The organism is Nocardioides daeguensis (genome assembly GCF_019192965.1).
Taxonomy (GTDB): Bacteria; Actinomycetota; Actinomycetes; order Propionibacteriales; family Nocardioidaceae; genus Nocardioides; species Nocardioides daeguensis.
Genome location: NZ_JAHTKU010000017.1, coordinates 110173 through 129330, shown reverse-complemented (window position 1 = coordinate 129330; position 19158 = coordinate 110173). Strand labels below are relative to the sequence as shown.

Sequence of the window (19158 nt, the reverse complement as noted above, 5' to 3'; positions counted from 1 at the left end):
TGCCGGACTTCATGCCCCCGTTCTGCGGGGCGACCTGCTAGACGTCGTAGTTTTGACTGACTGACTCGTGCTGACCTGCACCAGCGGGGCGGGTATGCCGCGGCTGCCGGCGAGCCAGACGGCAGTCCCGGCTCGGCCAGCTTGGAGACGTCGACCTCGCCACGCGGCCCGTAGCGGGAGATGCTGCACGGGGAGCGAGCGTCGCTGTCGCGGAGGACGCGCTGGGCCTGGCGGGAGCCGACCATGCCCGAGGTTCCTAGCCCGGCGGCCCCTGCTGTGGCCATGCTGGACCTGATCCGTCTGGTTGAAGAAGAGACGAAGAGGAGTGTTCTCGTGGGCGATCCGATCGAGATCGAGGTCGAGCGTGGGCGGGGCTGGGTCGATGACCAGCGAGTTCAGTTCGATGCGATGCGGGCGCGGTGCCCGGTGGCGCGGCTTGAGGACGCCTGGCTGGTGCTGGGCCATGCCGAGGTGATCGCCGCTGCGACCGATCCGGTTGCGTTCTCCAGCGCGGTGACCGCGCGCCGCGCCATCCCGAACAGCCTCGATGGCCCGGAGCACGCGGCGTACCGGGCGGTCGTCGATCGCTACCTCACGCCCGAGCGGGTCTCACGGGTGGAACCGGCCTGCCGGGAAATCGCCGCCTCGATCGTCGCCGGTCTTCCCCGCGGCGAGACAGTCAAGACCCTCGCGCGCATTGGGATCCCGTACGCGGTGCGCTCGCAGTCGGCCTGGCTGGGTTGGCCGTCGGATCTGCAAGACGAACTGGTCACGTGGATCCGGGACAACCACAACGCCACCAGGTCCGGAGATCGAGCACAAACCAGAGCCGTCGCCGAACGTTTCGATCGGATCATCGGTTCCTTGGTCGAGGCCCGACGCGACGAACCGGCTGGCGACGTCACGGCCGCGTTGATGCGCGAGACCGTGCACGGCCGTGCGCTCGGTGAGGACGAGATCGTCTCCATCCTCCGCAACTGGACCGCCGGAGACCTGGGATCTCTCGCTACGTCGGTCGGCGTCATCGTGCACTTTCTCGCCGCGAGACCAGAGGTGCAGCGACAGGTCCGTCAGCTCGTCGCGGACGGCGAGCAGGCGGGGCTGGAGGCCGCGGTCGAGGAGATCCTGCGCATCGACGACCCGTTCGTCTCCAACCGCCGCCGGACCACTGGTGTGGTCGAACTCGGTGGGGAGTCGATTCCCCAGGGTGCGTTGGTGCTCCTGAACTGGACGGCCGCGAACCGGGATCCGCTGGTCTTCGGCGATCCCGACGCCTTCGAGCCGCAGAGGCATGCCGAAGCGAACCTGGTGTTCGGAATCGGCCCGCACATCTGTCCAGGCCGGGCCTTGACGCTGATGGAGCTGCGGGTGATCACCGAGGCCCTCGTTCGCGAGACCGCGTGGATCGAGCTGTCCACCGAGCGGCCCGCGGTACGCGAGGAGCCGCCGGTCGGCGGCTGGGCACGCGTCCCGGTGGTCCTGCGCTGATCGGCTCTCACCAGCTCGCGTACGTCATGCGCCCAGCCTCCGCACGGGTCGCGCCGGTCGGCAGGGCGCAGAGCCACTTCACCGGCGGCCATCGGTCCGCCACAGCGGTACGACAACGCGGGACGTCCGCGTGGCGTGTCTCGACGGCATCTTCGCGGCACGCGAGAGCATCAGGGCGTGACACGTTTCGGGCGCAGGTTCGGGTTGGCTGTCGAGGGGCTGACCCCCGGCTACTTCGCGTTGGTGATGGCGACCGGCATCCTTTCGGTCGGGACACATCTGGAAGGGGTCGATCTCCTCTCCGAGGTGCTGCTCGGCGTGTGTGTCGCCTCCTTCGTCGTGTTGGGCGCCCTCACCGTGTGGCGGTTCCTGGCCTACCGGAGCGCTGTCGTGGACGACTTCACGGACCCGCGGCGCGCCTTCGGGTTCTTCACGTTCGTCGCCGGCACCAACGTGCTCGGCGTCCGGCTCGGGCTGGAGGGCTGGCACGCGGCGACCGCGGTGCTCCTCGCGGTCGCCGGTCTCGCCTGGCTCGCGCTGGGCTATGTCGTCCCGTGGACCGCGGTGCTCGGCCGGCAGGAGCGTCCGGTGCTGGCCACGGCCAACGGGACCTGGTTCATCTGGGTGGTCGCAAGCCAGTCCGTCGCGGTCGCGGCGGCGACCATCGAACCGGTCTATGAGTCGGTCCGTCGGGAGCTGGCGGTGCTCGCCGTGGTGTCCTGGTCGGTGGGCGTCTTCCTGTATGCAGCGGCCGGGGTGTTCGTCGCGTTGCGGTTGATGCTCTATGAGTTCGGGCCCGAGGATCTGACGCCGCCGTACTGGGTGTCCATGGGTGCGCTGGCGATCACGGTGCTCGCCGGGGCCCGGATCGTGGAGATGGCCGACGCGCCGATGGTGCGGGTGACCCGCGACCTGATCGCCGGGGTGGCAGTGCTGTTCTGGGCGTTCGCGACCTGGCTGATCCCCGTGCTGGTGGCGGCCGGCTGGTGGCGGCACATCAGCCGCCGGGTCCCGCTGCGATACGAGGCCACCTTGTGGAGCATCGTGTTCCCGCTCGGCATGTACGCGGTGGCCGGGATCTACCTGGGCCGCGCCGATGACCTACCGGTGGTCGCGGCGATCGGCCGCATCGAGCTGTGGGTGGCGCTCGCCGTGTGGGCCATCGTGTTCACGGCCATGGCGCGTCACGTCGTGAACACCGTGTTCCGGGTACCGGCGGAGCCGGGCCCCACGCGCGCCGAGTCCGATCTCGGCGTCAGCGGGTAACCCCCGGGGTGACCTGGAACGCGCCGTGGGCGCCCCGCTCGGCGTCGACCATCACGTGTGTGACGAACGGGTAGGAGCCGGCCTCGGGAAACGTCAGCTCGACGAACCCGCCCTGACTCGGACCGAGGCTCAACGACTGCGCGCCACCGCCCCCGTGGTCGCGCCGGTCGAGCAGGTAGGCACCCTCGGCCCAGGCGGTGTCGAACTGGCCGCCGACGACGTGGAAGGACGTGGAGCGGTTCGGGCCTGCGTCGAGCACCCAGACTCGGACTCGCTCGCCGACCCGGGCGGGCAGCGGCCGGTGGTCGTACTGGTTCGCATAGCCGTTGAACACCACCGCGTCCGGGGCATCCGCGGCGACCTTGGCCGCATCGGTCTCGCCGGCCTGGGCACCGAGGTAGAGCTCGGACTGGACGAGCACGTAGCTACGGTCCACGGGCGGCAGACCGCGTGGCTCGATGACCACGGCACCGAAAAGCCCGTTGGCGATGTGGGCAGACATCGGCATCGTCGAGCAGTGGTACATCCAGATGCCCGCTCGGGTGGCGCGGAACCGGTAGACCAGCGACTCGCCGGGGGCAATGGTCCGCATCGGTTGCTGCGGTGCCAGGGCGCCGGCGTGGAAGTCGATCGAGTGCCCGATCGAGCCGCCGTTGACCAGGGTGATGACGAACCGGTCGCCGACCCGACCGTGGAGCACCGGGCCGGGGGCGGTCCCGTCGTAGGTCCACTGGCGCTGGGTGATGCCGGGGGCCACCTCCCGGATCTCGTCTCGCACCGTGATCGTGCGCCGGTGTACCCGTGGGCGGTCCAGCGGCGGTAGCGCGGCATCGCGCGCCTGGAACCCGTCCGGGGGTGCGGCCAGGAAGCTCAACGAGTCGGCGGCCCCCGCGGCATCCTCGGAACCGTCGGCGGGTTCGGCGCGGTCTGTTTCGGTTGCGGTCGAGTCGTGGCTGCCAGAGGGGCCGTGGGAGTGCTGGCTGTGGTCCTCGGTCACCTGGGTCGCGGTGGACGCCGGGCCGGTGACGTCGATATGCAGGACCATGCCCATCTGGCGGTGGCCGACGACCGTGCACCAGCCCTCCACGTCGCGGCCCACCACGCCGACGTCGAGCCGTTCGGTCTCGCCAGGGGAGAGCCGCTCGGTCCGGTCTCCGGTGTCCAGCGCCAGGTCGTGGACGTCCTCGTCGGCGTTGGTGACCACCAGAACGAGCCGGTCGCCGGCCGGGACTCGGATCGTCGACGGGGTGAACCGCATGTCCTGGGCGACCACCTCGACGGTCGTGGTCTGCCCGGTCGCCTGCACGCCCACGGCCGCCGAGGAGCCGACCGACAACGCGGCCGGATCGAGCGCGACCCCGGCCGCCACGGCGAGCACCACGACCGCCACACCGGTCCCTGCGAAACCGGCCGCCCGTCCCCGGGTGGGCGCCTCGGAGGCGACGTGTCGCTGGGCGACCGGGACGGCCTTGGCCCGGCGGGAGGTGCGGACCGCGGCCACCAGCAGGATCGGGGTCGCGCCGAGCGAGGCGAGCACCAGCATCGAGGCCAGCACCCGCACCGTGCTCGGCACCGGCACGGCGCAGAGCAGCAGCCCGGCGTTGGTGACGACCACGCGCAACGGCGCCGCCCGATCCAGCACCCTCGCGGCGGCGCGGACCGGGGTCGGGCCGCCGCCCAGGGCCACCGGGACCAGGTGGCTCAGCGCACCCAGCAGTACCTGGGCGCCGAAACCCGCGGCCAGGAACGGAACCAGCCAGTCGAAGACCCTCGCGGCGTCCGCCAGGGTCGCGGCGGTGGCGAACCCGACCGCGAGAACGACCAGGCAGCCGATCAGCCACGCCAGCGCCGCCGGTATCGACCAGGTGGCGAACGACGCCGGGCGCTTCCGGCGCAGCGGCTCCACCAGCGCGCTTGCGGCCACGGCGAGTCCGCTGAGGTACCCGGCGATCCCCAGCGCCGCCGCCGGCAGAAGACCGAGGGCAGCGGCGACCGCGGTGAACGCCACCGAGCACGCGAGCACCGGCAGCGCCCTGCGGGCGGCGGCTTCGGCGTTCGGCGCCATCCGGGTGCGCAGCATGGTGGGCCACAGCGTGAACAGCGTCCCCACCACGGTGAGGCCGACCCAGCCGAGAAGGTTGACGGTCACGTGCGCGACCAGGATCCGGGTGTGCCAGGGGTCGGCCGGGTCGCGGGCCAGCGCCGTGCCCAGCGTCGCGCCGACCGGCAGGAAGCAGGCCGCGGCGACGTAGTAGCGGACGGTGCCGGCGAACCGGGCGGGCAGGCAGGCACGCAACTGCCGGCCGAGGTCCCAGCCGTGCCACGCCACGGCGGTGGCGACCGCGGCGGCACCCGCCACCGTGACGGACCAAGCGCTGGTCAGCACGCCGGTGATCACGGCGAGGGCGCCGAGGTTGTGCAGGAGCAGGCGGCGCGACTGTGGCGCACGGCCCTCCGGCGGCAGGTGGAGCAGGGCCTCGGCGAAGTGCCGGCTCCAGACCAGGATCGCGTGGGTGAGTGCGCCAAGCAGGAGCAGGTGGAGCATCAGCCACCGCGGGGCCGGGACGAACGGGTGGAGCAGGGCAACCACGCCGGCAGCGAACAGCCACAGCAGCACCGGCAGGTCGCGCAGCGGCCAGAAGCCCCGGCCGCTGCTCACGCCTCCCGCGGCGCCGCGCTCCCGGGTTGCCGAGGTCATGGGTGTGTCCTGACCCGACGCGGGTCAGCCGCCGTCGAGGCTGACCACGCCGCAACCGCGGCGAACGACAGCAGCGCGGCGATGTTCAGGACACCTCCGGTAACCCACGCTGCCTGGCTGCCGAGGGCGTCGCCGACCCACAGCCGCAACGCGAGCGAGCCGTGGAGCAGACAGACCGGGGCGTAGAGAGCCGGGTGGTAGGGGAGCGGGCGGCGCAGCACGGCCGGGAGGATCACCGGGGCGTGCGCCATCACCATCGAGATCGCGAAACCGAGGAAGGTCGCGTGGACCACCGCGTCGTACCGCACCCCCTCCGCGGCGGGCCCGCCCACCAGCCACACGGCCCCGGCCACCGCCAGCCAGGCGTACCCCGCCAGCAGGCACCATGCGGTGTAGCGGGGGAGACCCGTGGTCCGCACCGTGCGCCGGGCGACGTCGTGGGTGGCGAGCCAGCCGGTGAGCCCGACCAGGACGAGCCCGAGCAGCGCGGTGCCGGCCGTCGCCCACAGCAGCGCGGCCACGATGGCGGCCAGCAGAGCAGACGCCAGCGCCACCAGCACGGGCCCGGCAGAGGCGCCCATGCCGATCCTGGCGAGCTCGAGCCGCTCCCCGGCGATCGTCAACACGACGAACCCGACCAGCCAGGGCAGCAGGGTCGCCACCGGCACCCCGCCCAGCCACAACACCGCCGCGCCAACCGCCGCGACGGCGCCGAGGGCCTGCACCAGGACCGCGTCGTCGCGTTGGCGACGCCACAGCGGCACGTAGAGCCCGACCAGCGCCGCGGCCCCGGCGACCAACACGTATCGCCCGACGACCAGCGGCAGCGGGCCGAGCAGGAGCAGGCCGCCGAGGCCGAGCAGTGCCGGCGAGACGTACCCAGCCCTCCGAGCGAGGGCCACCGCCCGCTCCAGCGCGACCAGCGTGCCGAGGAAGCCGAGCACCATCAGCATGCCGTGCACCTCCGGCAGCCGCTCGGCGGTCACCGGGGCGGGCAGCCCGAGCAGGATCAAGGCGGCATCGACCCCGGAGAGGAGGGCCACCCCGGCGGGAGCGAGCAGCATCGCCCGCAGCGGGATCCGCCGGGACCCGGCGACCGACGCCGTGGCCGCAGCCGGGTTCGCGGCTGCGGTCCCGGTCATGCCGGCCTCCCCGGTGCATGGCGTGCCAGGTGAAGTCGGCAGGCGCCGGGTTCGGCGAACGGGAGCAGGTCGGCGCCGTCCGGGTCGGCCCCGTACTCCTCCAGCGCACCCTGGGCGAGACCGAGATGCACCCCGCACACCACGTCGGGGTACTGGTGCGCCGCTTCCAGCAGCGGGCAACGCGTCAGGCGGACCGAGGTGGCCCGGGCGTCGGTCTGCGGCGCGAAGCCCATGTCGTCGAGCAGCTCGACCACGCTGCGTCGCGCGGCGGTCGCACTCGATCCCCGGGCGGCAGGGCGCCGGGACGCCAGGTCACGACCCCAGCCCCTGCCGGCGTCGACCGCGTCGTCGACCGGCGAGGTGCTGCGTCGGTGGATGGACCGGGCCAGGGCGGCGGCCAGGCCGGCGTACTCGCTGGACCCGCCGGGCTCGGGGTCCGTGGCCTCATAGAGCCACGCTGGCCGCCCGCGGCCGGAGGGCTCTGCGGCGAAGCGGGCCGCCAGTCTGTGGTCGATCAGTGCGTCGAGGTGCTCGCGGAGGGTGTTGGGGTGGAGGCCGGTCGAGCTCGCGAGAGCGCCGAGCGTGGTCGGCTCGGTCTGGGCGCGCAGGGTGTCCAGCAGCGCCGCCCGCGATGGAGACAGATGGGGTCCGCCCCGGCCGGATGAGGGAGCCGGGCCGAGAGTGCGGCGGGCAGCCGTTCCGGGCAGACTATTATTCACGGAGTAAACTGTAATAAAATCAGGAGTGGAAAGCGAACCGACCCGAAGGAGACCCGATGTCCGACATCGTCATCGCCACCAGCGAGGCGGACGCCCGCGCCGCCGAGGCCGTCGAGGCCCACCACGCGCAGATGAGCGGCGCCCTCACGATCCATGTCGAGGCGCTCGTGGCGGCGGCTGCCCGCTTGGAGTTCCTCGCGGCCGAGGACGCCCGCCGGCTGCTGGCCGGCTGGTGCAACGAGGAGCTGCTGCCGCACGCACAGGCCGAGGAGCAGGCGCTGTACCCGGCAGCCGGAGCCACCACCGAGGGACGACTCCTGGTGGACGCCATGCTCGAGGAGCACCGGCTCATCGGCGACCTGGTGCACGGCCTGGAGGACGGGACCGGCGGCCCGGTTCGCGCGGCCGCGGCGGCCGTGGCGCTGCGGGTGCTCTTCGAGTCGCACCTGGCCAAGGAGAACCGGCTGGTGCTGCCATTGCTGGCCACCACGCCGGGGGTCTCGGTCGCCGCCCTGCTGGAGGGGATGCACGACCTGCTCGGACACCAGGCGGACCAAGCCGACCAGGCCGGCGAGCCGTCGGGTTGCGGCGGGCACGCCTGCTCGTGCGGCGAACGGCAGGCCGAGGGGTATCCCGAACTGGACGCACGGTCGATCCCGCACGCCATCCGGCACGCGACGATCTTCGGAGCACTCGACACGGTGGCCGCCGGTGGCGGGCTTGTGCTCCTCGCACCGCACGACCCGATCCCGCTGCTCGGCCAGATCGACGAACGCTGGCCCGGGGAGTTCGCGGTCGAGTACCTGGAGAACGGCCCGCAGACCTGGCGTTTGGCGCTGACCAGGAGCGCGGCATGACCCACCGGTCATGCGGATCTCCTGCGGAACGTTTGCGATTCTGGATCAACGCAAAGGGCCCCCGACGCTGCGTTGGCGCAGGTCAAGGGCCCTTTCGGCGTTACGACGTCTGTCAGATGTCGTAGTAGTGACTGACTGACCCATGTTGACCTGCGCAAACGTCGAGATGTCCCGGCCGTTTGTACCGGGCTTGTAACAACATAGTGCCGTCGCCGAGTGGTTGGAGCCCGGCCCGCGACCCGGCCTTGAAGCTGTGGGCGCGCCCCTCCTCGGCCGAATGCGCCTGATCGAAGTGAGCCACCTCGACGGCCACGAAGAGTGCTGTGGCTCGGGCGACGATCCGCTGCTGGGGGTCGGCTACCTCTGCTTCGACAAAGCGTTTGCGTCCCTTCGTCTCCATGGCCTTGCCGGCAAGTTCGTACTGCACACCGAGCAAGACCGGCGACAGGTACTCGATCGTCAGGGAGCGGGTCACGGCAGGCTGGCCCGTCAGGTAGAGCAGGAAGCCGAGCAAGTCATCGAGGACTGTTGCCACGGCGCCACCGTGCGCGATTCCCGGCGCCCCGACGTGGCGGTCATCGAAGACATGTGAGGCAACCACTCCGTCTGCGCCACGAACGGCGCATCGAGAAGGAAACAGCACGCGGCCTGGTCCAGCTGGAGGAGTTCTTGCGAGGTCAGACGCGATCAACGATGGAGGAATCGTCGCTGCCGAAGGCAATCAGGGGAAGCAAGATCCATCGCCGCCGAGCCCCCCACAAGGATCCCCCATAGGAGAGCAACGCTCTCACGCGCGACCATGCCGAGCGGGGGAGCAGGCTCGGACGCGGGTATTCCCCGGTCCCACCCTGAGCGCCGCTCCAGCCAGCCGATTCCGGTGGCCCCTGTCGGCGGCCGTCGTAGCCGGCCAAGCGCTGTCTGATAGCCGCGATTCCGCAGTCCCCGCGCGGTGTCGCTTCCGCAGACGTCCCTGGGGGCATTGCCCAATGGGCAATCTTGCTCAATGGGCACTCGCGCTGGGAAACTCAATCCATGACCGAACCCGGGCTTCGAGAACGCAAGCGAGAGGCGACTGCCCAGGCACTCGCGCAGGCGGCGTTCGAGCTGGCGCGAGAGCACGGAGTCGACGGGTTCGTGATCGATGATGTCGCCCGCCGCGCTGGATACTCGCGTAGGACCTTCGCCAACCACTTCAGCTGCAAGGAAGAGGCCATCGCGATGGTCGCGTTCCGCGGCGTCAGTGAGGCGACAATCGCGCTCGGCGACTTGGCTGCGGACCTGCCCCTCCTGGACGCCTTGCACGAGGTCTTGAAGGCGCAACTGACGACGGAGGCGTTCGTACAGATGCGCGAACTGGTCGTGCTGTCGGGCCGGTATCCCACTCTCGAACCGTACGTGTTTTCCCTTCAACACCGGATGCGTGACGCGGCCCAGGAGACCCTGCGCACAGCGGCCCGGGATCGCCATCCCGGCATCTACGCGCCGTTGCTGTTTGGCGCCGTCTACGGGGCGATCTCAGCGGCCCTGGAGGGAGCCCTGGACGTGCATGTCGCCGACGGTGCCTCAAGCGCCCAACCGGGGTCGATCGACTACGAGGAGTTCCTCGAACTCGCCTTTGGCTACCTGCGGTCAGGCTTCTAGCGGCGCCGTCGCCGCGATGCTCACGGAAAGGGCACCAGATGTCCACGCTTCTCTACCGGCTGGGTCACCGAGCGTTCGACCGACCTTGGTTCGTTTTGGCGGGCTGGCTCGTCGCGATCGGCATCGTCATCGCGGGTATCGCCCTCAACGGTGTCAGCGTGAGTTCGGGCTTCAAGGTGGACGGGACCGAGGCGCAGACAGTGCTCGACCGCGTCACGGCTGAACTGCCGGAGGTGTCGGGTGGTCAAGCCAGTGTGGTGTTTGTCGTGCCCGAGGGACAGCGTATTGATACCCCAGATCGGGTCGAGGCGATGGCCCGGGCCATTGATGCCGTCTTTGGGTTGGATCAGGTCGCCGCTCCCCCGAAACTGGAACCCGCCGCCGGCGATCCGAGCCGCGTACCGGAGAACGCCCAGCCCTTCCGGCCACTGATGTACGACGGGGCCCCGGTGCCCGGGGCGCTCCTCTCCGCCCGCGGTGACACGGTCTTGTTCCAGTTCCAGTTCAAGGTCCCCACCACGTCACTGGCGAACAGTGACGTGACCGCGGTCCTGGACGCGGTGGAACGCAGCGAGACCGGTACCGGGATCACGGCCTTGCCCAGCGACTCGCTCAAAGCGCTCGAGGTACCCGTCGGCGCAGGGGAAGTCATCGGTCTCACGGTGGCCGGGATCGTGCTCGTGCTGACACTGGGCTCGGTGGTCGCTGCTGGGCTGCCTTTGGTCAACGCGCTTGTCGGGGTCGGTATCGGTGTGGGCGGCGCCTATGCTCTCTCGACGGTTCTATCGATGAGTTCAGCAACCCCGGTTCTCGGACTCATGGTTGGCCTCGCGGTCGGGATCGACTACTCGCTGTTCATCGTGAACCGGCAGCGGCGCTTGATCCTGGATCAGGGCCTGGCCGCGCACGAGGCGGCCAGCCGTGCCGTCGGCACCGCTGGAAGCGCCGTGTTCTTCGCCGGTCTCACTGTGATCGTCGCGCTCACAGCCCTGACCATCATCGGCATCACCATGCTGACCGTCATGGCGCTGGTCGCGGCATCGACTGTGGCGCTGGCCGTCCTCATCGCGCTCACTATGCTGCCCGCGCTGCTGGGTCTCGTTGGCGAGCGAATCTGCTCCGTCAAAGCTCGCCACACCCGCCGCGAGCGCCTTGCCGATGAAGCGCACAGCGTCGCAGACCACTGGGTGAAGCGTGTCATCAAGTATCGATGGCCGGTCATCGCGATCGTCGCGACGCTGCTGGGAGTTGCAGCCATCCCCGCGGCCAGCATGGAGCTCGGCATCCCTACCGCCGCTACCGCGAGTAGCGACTCCAGTGCTCGGCAAGGGTACGACGCGATTTCGCGTGGATTCGGAGAAGGGTTCAACGGCCCCCTGCTTGTCACCGCCGAGCCGACACACCCCGGCCCTCCGATCACCCCCGCGGTCACCGCCAAGCTCATTCAGGCTCTCCAGCAACAGCACAATGTCGCTGCGGTTGTGCCTCTCGGGGCAGGCAGGTCAGGTCAACTGGTCGTCCTCAGCGTGATCCCGAAGTCCGGTCCCTCCGACCAAGCCACCACGGATCTGGTCAGGGCGCTGCGCCAACCCGATCTCGACCTTGCCAAGGACAACCAAGTGACGCTGGGCGTGACCGGTTACACCGCGATCAGCATCGACATGTCCGACAAGCTCGCCGGCGTGATCCCGCAGTACCTCGGGGTCATCGTGCTGCTATCGCTACTGATCCTGATGTTGGTCTTCCGGTCCGTCATCGTTCCACTCGTCGCGACTGCCGGGTTCCTGCTCAGCATCCTGGCCACCTTCGGCGTCACTACAGCCGTCTTCACCTGGGGATGGTTCGGCAGCCTGTTTGCAGTGGAGGGAGGTGGCCCGATCATGAGCTTCATACCGATCATCGCCACAGGCATCCTCTACGGACTCGCCATGGACTACCAGGTCTTCCTCGTCTCCTCGATGCGAGACGCCTACGTCCACGGCCACCACGGCATGCGCAGTGTCGTCCACGGCTTCGACCAAGCAAGCCGCGTAGTCGTAGCAGCGGCCCTGATCATGATCGCCGTCTTCTCCGGCTTTATCTTCAGCCACGACATCGTGGTCAAACAGGTCGGCCTTGCGCTCGCCGTTGGCATCCTCATCGACGCCTTCTTCGTCCGCGTGACACTCATGCCAGCAGTAATGGCGATCGTCGACGACAGGGCGTGGTGGCTGCCGCGCTGGCTCGATCGCTTGATCCCGAACCTCGACGTCGAAGGCGACCGGCTCGCCACCCTGCTCAGCCAGCGGTCGAGCGCACAAGCGACCGTCAACGACGAGCTGAGCGCCCTGTCAGGCAACGGCTCCACCGCCTCGATCCAGGAGCCCGGCCGCCCCCAGCGATAGGAGGCCGGAAGCCTCAATGCGGAGGCTCAACGCGGACGCCGGCGCATCGGGCCAGTGGCGCGCGCCGACCCGCGTTCCCCGGTGGCTGGCCCGAGCATCAGGGCGCCGGACAGAAGACGTTGGCGCCCGATACTCCAGCGGCCGTCGACCGAGGAGTGGTCCCGTCCAGGGACTGGCAATCGGCCGGTCGATCACCCGATCCCGTGGCGCCGCATCCGAGTCGGCCACCAATTGTGATCCTCGAGCAGGGCGGCACACGCGGGCACGATGAGGCTGCGGACCACGAAGGTGTCGAGCAGCAGTCCTGCTGCCACGGTGAAGCCGGTCTCCGCGAGGGTGACCACTGGTGAAGAGAGGAGGGCGACGAAGGTGCTGGCGAAGATGATGCCTGCGGAGATGATCACGGGGCGGCGTCCTGGTTGCCATGACGCTTTACGCCCGCAGGGTCGCCCACCTCACCGACACCCACCGCGAGCTCGTCGAGAGCGCAGACGGGACCGTCGCGGCGGTCTACACGGTCACCGGCGAGCTGTTCTTCGCCTCCAGCAACGACCTATACACGCAGTACGAGTACGCCGACGACCCCAACCGCGTCGTCATCGACCTGTCCCAGTCACACATCTGGGACGCCTTGACCGTCGCCTCGCTCGACGCCATCACCCAAGTACGAACGCAAGGGCAAGACCGTCGAGATCGTCGGTCTCAATGACGCCAGCGCCGAACGGCACGGTCGGCTCGCCGGAGAGCTGCCCTCGCACTAGTTCTGGGCTATGGGGGGGTCGACGGTGTGTCCGGCCTCGGCCCGCTCGGTCAGGTACGCGGCCAACGCCTCGGGCGGGGCCTCCTCCACCAGGCGCCCAAGGTCGTCGACCACCACCCGCAGCAGGAGGGACTGCACCAGTGGTCTCGGCTGCGGTCACCGCGTGACACCTGGGCGGCTTGCACCCGATCGAAGCCCTTTTCGTCCTGCTGCTGGCCTTCGTTCGTGATCGTGATGCGGGGTTCACCGACGTCAGGGTCGAGGGCGCTCGACTCCTGCGGTGACGGATCGACCGATGAGGATCGTCTTGAACTTGCTGAACAGCTTTCGCGGTCGCGGCTCGCGTACCGCGGTGTCTTCTGCGAGGTTGTTGCGCCGTCGCGCTTCGAGCTCGAGGCGATGCCCCACTCGAATCGCTGGTTCGTCGAAGCCACTGGCCAGTCCCGCTGCGATAGCCATGGCTGCCCAGTCGTTGCGCGCGGTCGTGCGGACAGCGTGCGCGATGCCGTCGGTTGTCGGGTTCTCAGCCAGCTCGTCGATGACCATCCGCACGCCCCGGTAGGTCTCGCTGGCGTGCCGCCATGCCTCGATGACCATTTCCTTGCGGTCTTCGGGGTCGCCGACGAGTCCGCGTTCTAGTGAAGCAGTCAGGAGCGTGTGCCAGCGAAGCAGCAGGGCGTCCGCGAGGTCTTCGGGGTCGTGGAAGAAGGTGTCGATGGCGTCGATGTCGGTGGGGATCTGCCCGTCTTTGCGGGCCAGGATCTCCTCGGTCACGGCGTGGAGGACGCTGGCGCGGGTCGGCTTCGGGTGGTTCTTCACGAGGCGCTCCCTTACTTTGATGAGGGCGGCGCGGCGCTCGCCCACTGCACGGGCAGCGAGACGTAGCCGCGGATCGGACCGGAGCGAAGTCGGACCGCTGAGTTGAGGTCGACATCCCAGTCACGACGTCGGGCTAGGAGTGCCTGGAGAGCGATCTGTGCTTCGAGGCGTGCCAGGGCTGCGCCGAGGCAGAAGTGGATGCCCCGGCCGAAGGCGATCTGTCGTTCGGGGCGGCGGTTGATGTCGAAGTTGTCGGGGGCGGGGAAGGCGTGGTCGTCGCGGTTCGCGGATCCGAACAACAGCAGCACGGTGTCGCCGGTCTTCATGCGTTGGCCGTGTAGGTCCACCTGTCGGGTCAGGGTGCGCGCGAGGCCCTGGACCGGGGAGTCGTAGCGGAGCAGCTCCTCGACCGCGGCGGGAACGAGATGGGGATGATCCGCCAGCTGTCGACGGCTCTCGGGATGCTGGGCGAGTATGACGGCGCTGTTGGAGAGGAGGTTGGTGGTGGTTTCGTGCCCGGCGACGAGTAGCAGAAGGCAGAAGCCGAGGAGCTCCTCCTCGCTGAGGTAGGCACCGTCCACCTCGGCGTGGACGAGTGCTGTCATGAGGTCGTCTTGGGGGTGGGCACGTCGCTCGGCGAGGAACGCCGCGAAGTACTCGTAGAGCGCTGAGGCGGCGTCCAGCCCGGGGCCGAACTCTCCGCGGATGGGGCTGGACTGGATGAGGGTGGTGGACCAGGTTCGGAACCGGTCGCGATCGTTGCGCGGCACACCGAGCATGTCGGCGATGACGATGGCCGGGAGCGGTCCGGCGAACCCGGAGACGAAGTCCCAGGTCCCGGTGTCGGGAGCCTGGTCGAGGAGGTCGTCGACGAGGGCTTGGATGCGCGTCTCGAGTCCGGCGATGCGGCGCGGGGTGAAGGCCTTGCTGATGAGGCGGCGAAGCTGGGTGTGCCGGGGTGGGTCGCTCATGATGAGCATGGGCAGGAACAGCTCGGTCATGTCGACCCCGGGTGGGGTGGGGAAGATCCCGGACGCCGAGGAGTATGTCTCCGGGTCGAGCAGGGCCGCGGAGACGTCGTCGTAGCGGCTCAGCACCCAGGTGCTCGCCGCTGGCGACCAGAAGAGGGGAGCGTTCTCGCGCAACTCGCGGTAGACAGGGTAGGGGTCTTCGATCACCGCCGGGTCAAAGGGGCTGTAGGTCAGCTGTTGCTGGTTCATCGGGGGGTCCCCTCGGTTGTTGAGCTCGATGCCGGTGCGTCGGCCGTGTCGGCTGGTTGCGGTCTCGTGCCTGTTGTTGTCGGGTTCCGGTGTGGCCACCAGCTGCGTTCCTCGAACAGGGCGGCGCAGGCGGGGACGACCAGGGTGCGGACGATGAAGGTGTCCAGTAGCAGTCCTGATGCGACGGCGAACCCGGTCTGGGTGAGTGCCTCGACCGGTGAGAACAGCAGCGCCACGAAGGTGGAGGCGAAGATGACGCCGGCGGCGGTGATGACGGTGCCGGTGGCGGTGACTGCGCGGGCGACCTCGCTACGGGTCAGGGCGAGCCCGCTTTCGCGCATCCGGCTCATCAGCAGGATGTTGTAGTCGGCTCCCACCGCGACCAGCAGCACGAACGTGATGACCGGCACGGTGAAGTGGATGTCCTGCCCGAGGAGGTGCTGGAAGACCAGTGTGGTCAGGCCGAGCGCGGCCGCACAGGAGACAACGACCGAGGGCGAGCAGGTACAGCGGGGCCGCGAGTGCGCGCAGGGTGAGGATGAGGATGAGGAGGACTGCGGCAAGGACCACGATGAGGACGAGGACGGCGACCCAGATCGGACCCGAACCGGATGTAGCCAAGCGTGTGGCCCAACAACGGCAGACCCTGGTCGCCCCGCACCGCTGCCAGACCGCTGCCGGCCGGCGCCTCGGCCAGCGGCCGGACCGGCCAGGACCGACTCAGCGTGCGCAGCCCCTGATCCACTCGACCGGGCAGTCGCGTCAGCACGACCGAGGAAGTACGGCGCCGCAGGGGGCCTCGCAAGGGGGTGAGCAACGCGTTCATCGAGTAGCTCCAGACGTCCGTGGGTCGTGCGCTCAATGGCCGGACTCAGAGTTTGTACTGAGAGTTCAAGATAGAATTCTGATCCAGCAAAGGAATGACGTCAACCGTGGGTCTCAGAGGCCGAGGGAAGGGGAAGCGAAGTGCGACAGGTACCTGCCAAGCTGGCCAGCAAGCTCTACGGGGCGGCGGAGCTCATCGCCGAGCGCGGCCTGGCTGACGCCAAGGTCGACGAGATCGCCGACGCAGCCGGCATCCCGAAGGCCACGCTGTACTACTACTTCAGCGGCAAGGACGAGGTCCTGGCGTTCCTGCTGGCCGACATGCTCGAGCTGATCGCCGGCGAAGGCGGAACTGCGGCGTCGGCCCCCGGCAGCGCTCGGGATCGCCTTGAGTCGGCGGTCGAGGCACAGCTCGCAGTGATGCTCGATCATCCGGCCGTCTGCCGAGCCCTCGTCGGCGACCTGGGTCGCGCTACGCGCCTTCCGGAGCTCGCCGCAGCGTTACAGGAGGCATTCCACCGGCCCATCGCGAGCCTGCTTGCCGAAGGCGTCAGCGACGGCACCCTGCGGCCGGTGGAGGACCCGGGTGCAGTCGCGCTGAGCATCTTCGGTGCGATCACCGTGACCGGCCTCAGCGTCGCGGTCGAAGGATCGTCGAACGACTCGGCCACGGACGCTGCGCGCATCGCTGCTTCCATCTGCGACCTCATGCTCAACGGCCTCGCCACGACTCCTGCGAACACAGGCCTGGAAGGGGACCGATGAACAGCATCCTTGGGAGCTGGGCGGACAAGTTCCGGCCGCACCCGGACGGCACCAAGCTTCCACCACACCACGGCCACTGCCTCGGCTGCGGACCCGACAACCCCCACGGGCACCACCTCGTGGTCCAACGCCGCGGCGAGGAGGTGCACGCCGTATACCGGTTCAGCGAACGCCACATGGGCGCTCCGGGCATCGCACACGGCGGCGCAGTGGCCACCGTCCTCGACGACCTGTTCGGCTTCCTGCTCTACCTGACCGGGACGCCGGCGGTAACCCGGCAGCTTGAAGTGCGCTACGACGCCCCCGTCATCCTCGGCACCGCCTACGAGCTTGCAGCGCGCGTCGTACGCGACGACGGCCGCAAGCTGTTCGTCGAAGCCGAGATGGCAGAGGCCGGCGGCACCGTGGTCGCCACTGCGTCAGCGCTGTTCCTCAAAGTGGACATAGCCCACTTCGACCGCGGCGCGCCGCCGGCCCCGGTCGACCCCGACTGAAGATACGAGCGGTCAAGGAACGGCGTTGGCCGCGAATGCTACAGGAGCCTCGCACGCTCCCACACACCTGATCGAGGCTGGCCGCGATTCCGCCCACCGGACCGCCCTCATCTGTTCCGCTCACGCGTCGCGTGCGTCCCTCTAGGAGCCAGCCCGCGTACCGCATGGCGGCACCCGTCAGCGGGAGGCCGCACTGAAGGATCCACCGCGAGTGATGCGGCTGCCCGGTCCAAGCCAGATTCGATCGGGGTCCATCTAGTGGCCAGATTGCGGCCGTCCCACTCGTCACTGGACGGGTATCCTGAGACAACGGAAGCGAGGGCGAATCCCTCACTACACCGATCGAATCGGTAGCTTTCGGTACTCCGTAGTTGTCGCAGGTGCCCCGATCTCGTCCAGAGGTCGCAGGTGCAAATCCTGCCCCCGCTACAAATGTGATGTCTCAGGACATCGCGGACACCCGGACCCACGGAAACGTGGGTCCGGGTGTTCTTCATTTGGGTGTTCGTGGCTGGTAGGCGGGCGGGATCCGCGAAGGAGCGTCCGCTGGGGTGGTGGGTTTGAGGGTCGACGGCGGGGCTGCGTGACGTAGGCGGCCATCGGCGGGATCTTCGGTGTGAAACGGCGAAGAGACACACTGAAGGAGACCCGGCCGATGGCCTTGTCCCAGTCTGCCCTCTCCGGGCTGCTCGATGCGTTCGTGCCGGTGATGGCGTGGATCTGGTCCGTGAGCCGGTCCGGGTGGTAATGCAGGAGCTGATTGAAGCCGATGCCGCCGAGCGGATCGGCGCCGATCCCTACGTGCGCACCGAGACCCGCACGACCGAACGCAACGGGCACCGGCCGCGGCTGGTGACCACCCAGGCCGGCGATGTGCAGCTGCGGATCCCGACGCTCAGCGATTGTCGGCCGTCCATGGCTTCAGTTGCCACGGGTGTCCAGCGCGACGCCGCGCTGCGTTGCGATGAGGTCGACGCTGTCCACGGTCTTAAAGGTTGCGGTTGCCACTGGCGTGCGTCAGAGGTGGGTGACCACTCGCCTCCGCATCCGTCTGGATGCGGCTACCCGCTCGGCGGAAGGCGACCGGTGACTGCCCTGTCCAGCGTTTGAAGGCATGAGAGAAGTTGGCCAAGTCGCTGTAACCGAGGTCGATGGCGATCTGGCTGATGGGAAGCGACGGGTCAAGGAGGCGCACGATGGCACGTTCGCGGAGAACCGCCTCTCGCAACTCACGAAAAGTCGTGCCCTCGGCGTCAAGGCGCCGCTTCACTGTGCTGACCGACATGCCCAGCATGGCCGCGACCTCGTCGCGGCCACTGTGAGCAGGGTTCTCCTCGATCGCCCGCCTGATGGTCTCGGAGATGCTGGTGGGTTCCCTATCCCGCTCGAGCGTGCGGCGCAGCTCAGTGATGGCGAGGCGATAGGCGACCGGGTCCGGGAATCGGCAAGGTGCTGAGAGGGACTCGAGGGGCACATCGATGAACGACGTGTGTGCGCCGAAGACCAAGCGTCCGGCCACGGCGTCGGGCCCCAGCGCCGGAGTCCTGGGGGCCTCCCAGGCGAGATGCAGCGTCACGGCGGGTAGTTCTCCGGCCAGCATGTCGAGCAGCCGTAGCAGTGCTGCTCCACCGTATGCGATGACGAGGCAGTTGAGAGCGGGGTCGTCGGTCTGCCCGGTGAGACCCACTGTCAAGCTTGTCGGACTCTGGTGGAAGTGAGGCCGAAGGCTTCCCGAGATGACCGGTAGATAGCCGAGGAGGTCGAAGACTTCAGCCACGGAAGCGGCACTGATCAGGGGCAGGCTCAGGGGGCCAAAGGACGTCAGCTGCGCCTGTTCGGCGAAGGCGAGCCCGAAGCGGGTCGCGCTGTCGGGATCGAGGTCGGCGAACACCTCGCGAAACCATCGGATCGGCACCTGCCGGTCGCGCCTGACCAGTTCGAGTTCCGACCAGCCCTCGCGGCGCACGAGACGTCGGAACTGCGCGACCGCATCGGGTTGGAGGGCATCGCTGTTCAGCAGTTGGACAAACGCGAGGGGAGGGACACCGGCTTCCTCTTGCCTCAACTACGTCTCCTGAGC

At 69.0% G+C, this 19158-nt stretch carries 18 protein-coding genes and 2 pseudogenes; 10 read left to right on the top strand and 10 right to left on the bottom strand.

Going from position 1 to position 19158, the window contains the following annotated elements:
• The first annotated feature begins 282 nt into the window (after positions 1-282).
• Both KU893_RS14275 and KU893_RS14270 read left to right on the top strand, forming a co-directional pair.
• A complete protein-coding gene (locus KU893_RS14275) occupies positions 283-1488 on the top strand; it encodes a cytochrome P450 (RefSeq protein WP_246592646.1) in 1206 nt (401 codons plus the stop codon).
• 177 nt (positions 1489-1665) lie between these two features.
• Complete coding sequence (locus KU893_RS14270) at positions 1666-2754, top strand: tellurite resistance/C4-dicarboxylate transporter family protein (protein WP_257441236.1); 1089 nt, start codon at positions 1666-1668, stop codon at positions 2752-2754.
• Here KU893_RS14270 and KU893_RS14265 read toward each other — a convergent pair.
• The 3 genes from KU893_RS14265 to KU893_RS14255 are packed head-to-tail and all read right to left on the bottom strand — an operon-like array spanning position 2744 to position 7313.
• Positions 2744-5452, bottom strand: coding sequence for a multicopper oxidase domain-containing protein (locus KU893_RS14265; RefSeq protein WP_218235029.1), 2709 nt, complete (start codon positions 5450-5452; stop codon positions 2744-2746). The two genes, KU893_RS14270 and KU893_RS14265, sit on opposite strands and share 11 nt — an antisense overlap.
• Entirely contained in the window at positions 5449-6594 is a 1146-nt protein-coding gene (locus tag KU893_RS14260) for a DUF8744 domain-containing protein (protein ID WP_246592645.1), read from the bottom strand. The genes KU893_RS14265 and KU893_RS14260 overlap by 4 nt, the downstream gene beginning before the upstream one ends.
• Positions 6591-7313 (bottom strand): helix-turn-helix transcriptional regulator, encoded by a 723-nt coding sequence (locus KU893_RS14255; protein WP_257441233.1) that lies wholly within the window; start codon positions 7311-7313, stop codon positions 6591-6593. Before KU893_RS14255 ends, KU893_RS14260 begins: the two co-directional genes overlap by 4 nt.
• Positions 7314-7369: 56 nt before the next feature.
• Between KU893_RS14255 and KU893_RS23805 the strand changes: the two are divergent.
• Positions 7370-7783, top strand: a pseudogene (locus KU893_RS23805) (hemerythrin domain-containing protein); the annotation flags it as partial.
• Between the two features lie 63 nt (positions 7784-7846).
• Positions 7847-8170 carry a DUF2249 domain-containing protein gene (locus KU893_RS23800; RefSeq protein ID WP_372449710.1) on the top strand — a complete coding sequence of 108 codons (324 nt, stop codon included), beginning with the start codon at positions 7847-7849 and terminating at the stop codon, positions 8168-8170.
• A 112-nt stretch (positions 8171-8282) separates the two neighbouring features.
• Here the strand turns inward: KU893_RS23800 and KU893_RS14245 are convergent, their stop codons facing one another.
• Positions 8283-8771 carry a PaaI family thioesterase gene (locus tag KU893_RS14245; protein ID WP_257441230.1) on the bottom strand — a complete coding sequence of 163 codons (489 nt, stop codon included), beginning with the start codon at positions 8769-8771 and terminating at the stop codon, positions 8283-8285.
• Positions 8772-9202: 431 nt separating this feature from the next.
• On the opposite strand from KU893_RS14245, the gene KU893_RS14240 reads away from it, so the two are divergent.
• Both KU893_RS14240 and KU893_RS14235 read left to right on the top strand, forming a co-directional pair.
• On the top strand, positions 9203-9811 hold the full coding sequence (locus KU893_RS14240) for a TetR/AcrR family transcriptional regulator (protein ID WP_218235027.1): 609 nt from the start codon (positions 9203-9205) through the stop codon (positions 9809-9811).
• A 38-nt stretch (positions 9812-9849) separates the two neighbouring features.
• Entirely contained in the window at positions 9850-12195 is a 2346-nt protein-coding gene (locus KU893_RS14235; protein ID WP_218235026.1) for an MMPL family transporter, read from the top strand.
• Positions 12196-12386: 191 nt separating this feature from the next.
• Here the strand turns inward: KU893_RS14235 and KU893_RS14230 are convergent, their stop codons facing one another.
• Positions 12387-12599 carry an MMPL family transporter gene (locus tag KU893_RS14230; protein ID WP_257441226.1) on the bottom strand — a complete coding sequence of 71 codons (213 nt, stop codon included), beginning with the start codon at positions 12597-12599 and terminating at the stop codon, positions 12387-12389.
• Between the two features lie 20 nt (positions 12600-12619).
• Between KU893_RS14230 and KU893_RS14225 the strand changes: the two genes are divergently transcribed.
• On the top strand, positions 12620-12904 hold the full coding sequence (locus tag KU893_RS14225) for a hypothetical protein (protein ID WP_218235025.1): 285 nt from the start codon (positions 12620-12622) through the stop codon (positions 12902-12904).
• 48 nt (positions 12905-12952) lie between these two features.
• Here the strand turns inward: KU893_RS14225 and KU893_RS14220 are convergent, their stop codons facing one another.
• The 4 genes from KU893_RS14220 to KU893_RS14205 all read right to left on the bottom strand — a co-directional run bounded on the left by KU893_RS14220 (position 12953) and on the right by KU893_RS14205 (position 15557).
• On the bottom strand, positions 12953-13093 hold the full coding sequence (locus KU893_RS14220) for a hypothetical protein (RefSeq protein ID WP_218235024.1): 141 nt from the start codon (positions 13091-13093) through the stop codon (positions 12953-12955).
• Between the two features lie 114 nt (positions 13094-13207).
• Positions 13208-13774, bottom strand: a complete 567-nt coding sequence (locus tag KU893_RS14215) for a hypothetical protein (RefSeq protein ID WP_218235023.1) — start codon at positions 13772-13774, stop codon at positions 13208-13210.
• Positions 13775-13785: 11 nt separating this feature from the next.
• On the bottom strand, positions 13786-14994 hold the full coding sequence (locus KU893_RS14210) for a cytochrome P450 (protein ID WP_218235022.1): 1209 nt from the start codon (positions 14992-14994) through the stop codon (positions 13786-13788).
• Positions 14991-15557: an MMPL family transporter gene (locus KU893_RS14205; protein ID WP_246592644.1), complete on the bottom strand. Its 567-nt coding sequence runs from the start codon at positions 15555-15557 to the stop codon at positions 14991-14993. The genes KU893_RS14210 and KU893_RS14205 overlap by 4 nt, the downstream gene beginning before the upstream one ends.
• Positions 15558-15960: 403 nt before the next feature.
• Between KU893_RS14205 and KU893_RS14200 the strand changes: the two genes are divergently transcribed.
• The 3 genes and pseudogenes from KU893_RS14200 to KU893_RS22810 all read left to right on the top strand — a co-directional run.
• Positions 15961-16584, top strand: coding sequence for a TetR/AcrR family transcriptional regulator (locus KU893_RS14200; RefSeq protein WP_218235021.1), 624 nt, complete (start codon positions 15961-15963; stop codon positions 16582-16584).
• Positions 16581-17078 carry a PaaI family thioesterase gene (locus KU893_RS14195; protein ID WP_218235020.1) on the top strand — a complete coding sequence of 166 codons (498 nt, stop codon included), beginning with the start codon at positions 16581-16583 and terminating at the stop codon, positions 17076-17078. Before KU893_RS14200 ends, KU893_RS14195 begins: the two co-directional genes overlap by 4 nt.
• Before the next feature lie 655 nt (positions 17079-17733).
• Positions 17734-17975, top strand: a pseudogene (locus KU893_RS22810) (transposase); the annotation flags it as partial.
• Between the two features lie 91 nt (positions 17976-18066).
• Here the strand turns inward: KU893_RS22810 and KU893_RS14190 are convergent.
• A complete protein-coding gene (locus KU893_RS14190; protein WP_218235019.1) occupies positions 18067-19143 on the bottom strand; it encodes a helix-turn-helix domain-containing protein in 1077 nt (358 codons plus the stop codon).
• Positions 19144-19158 lie beyond the last annotated feature (15 nt).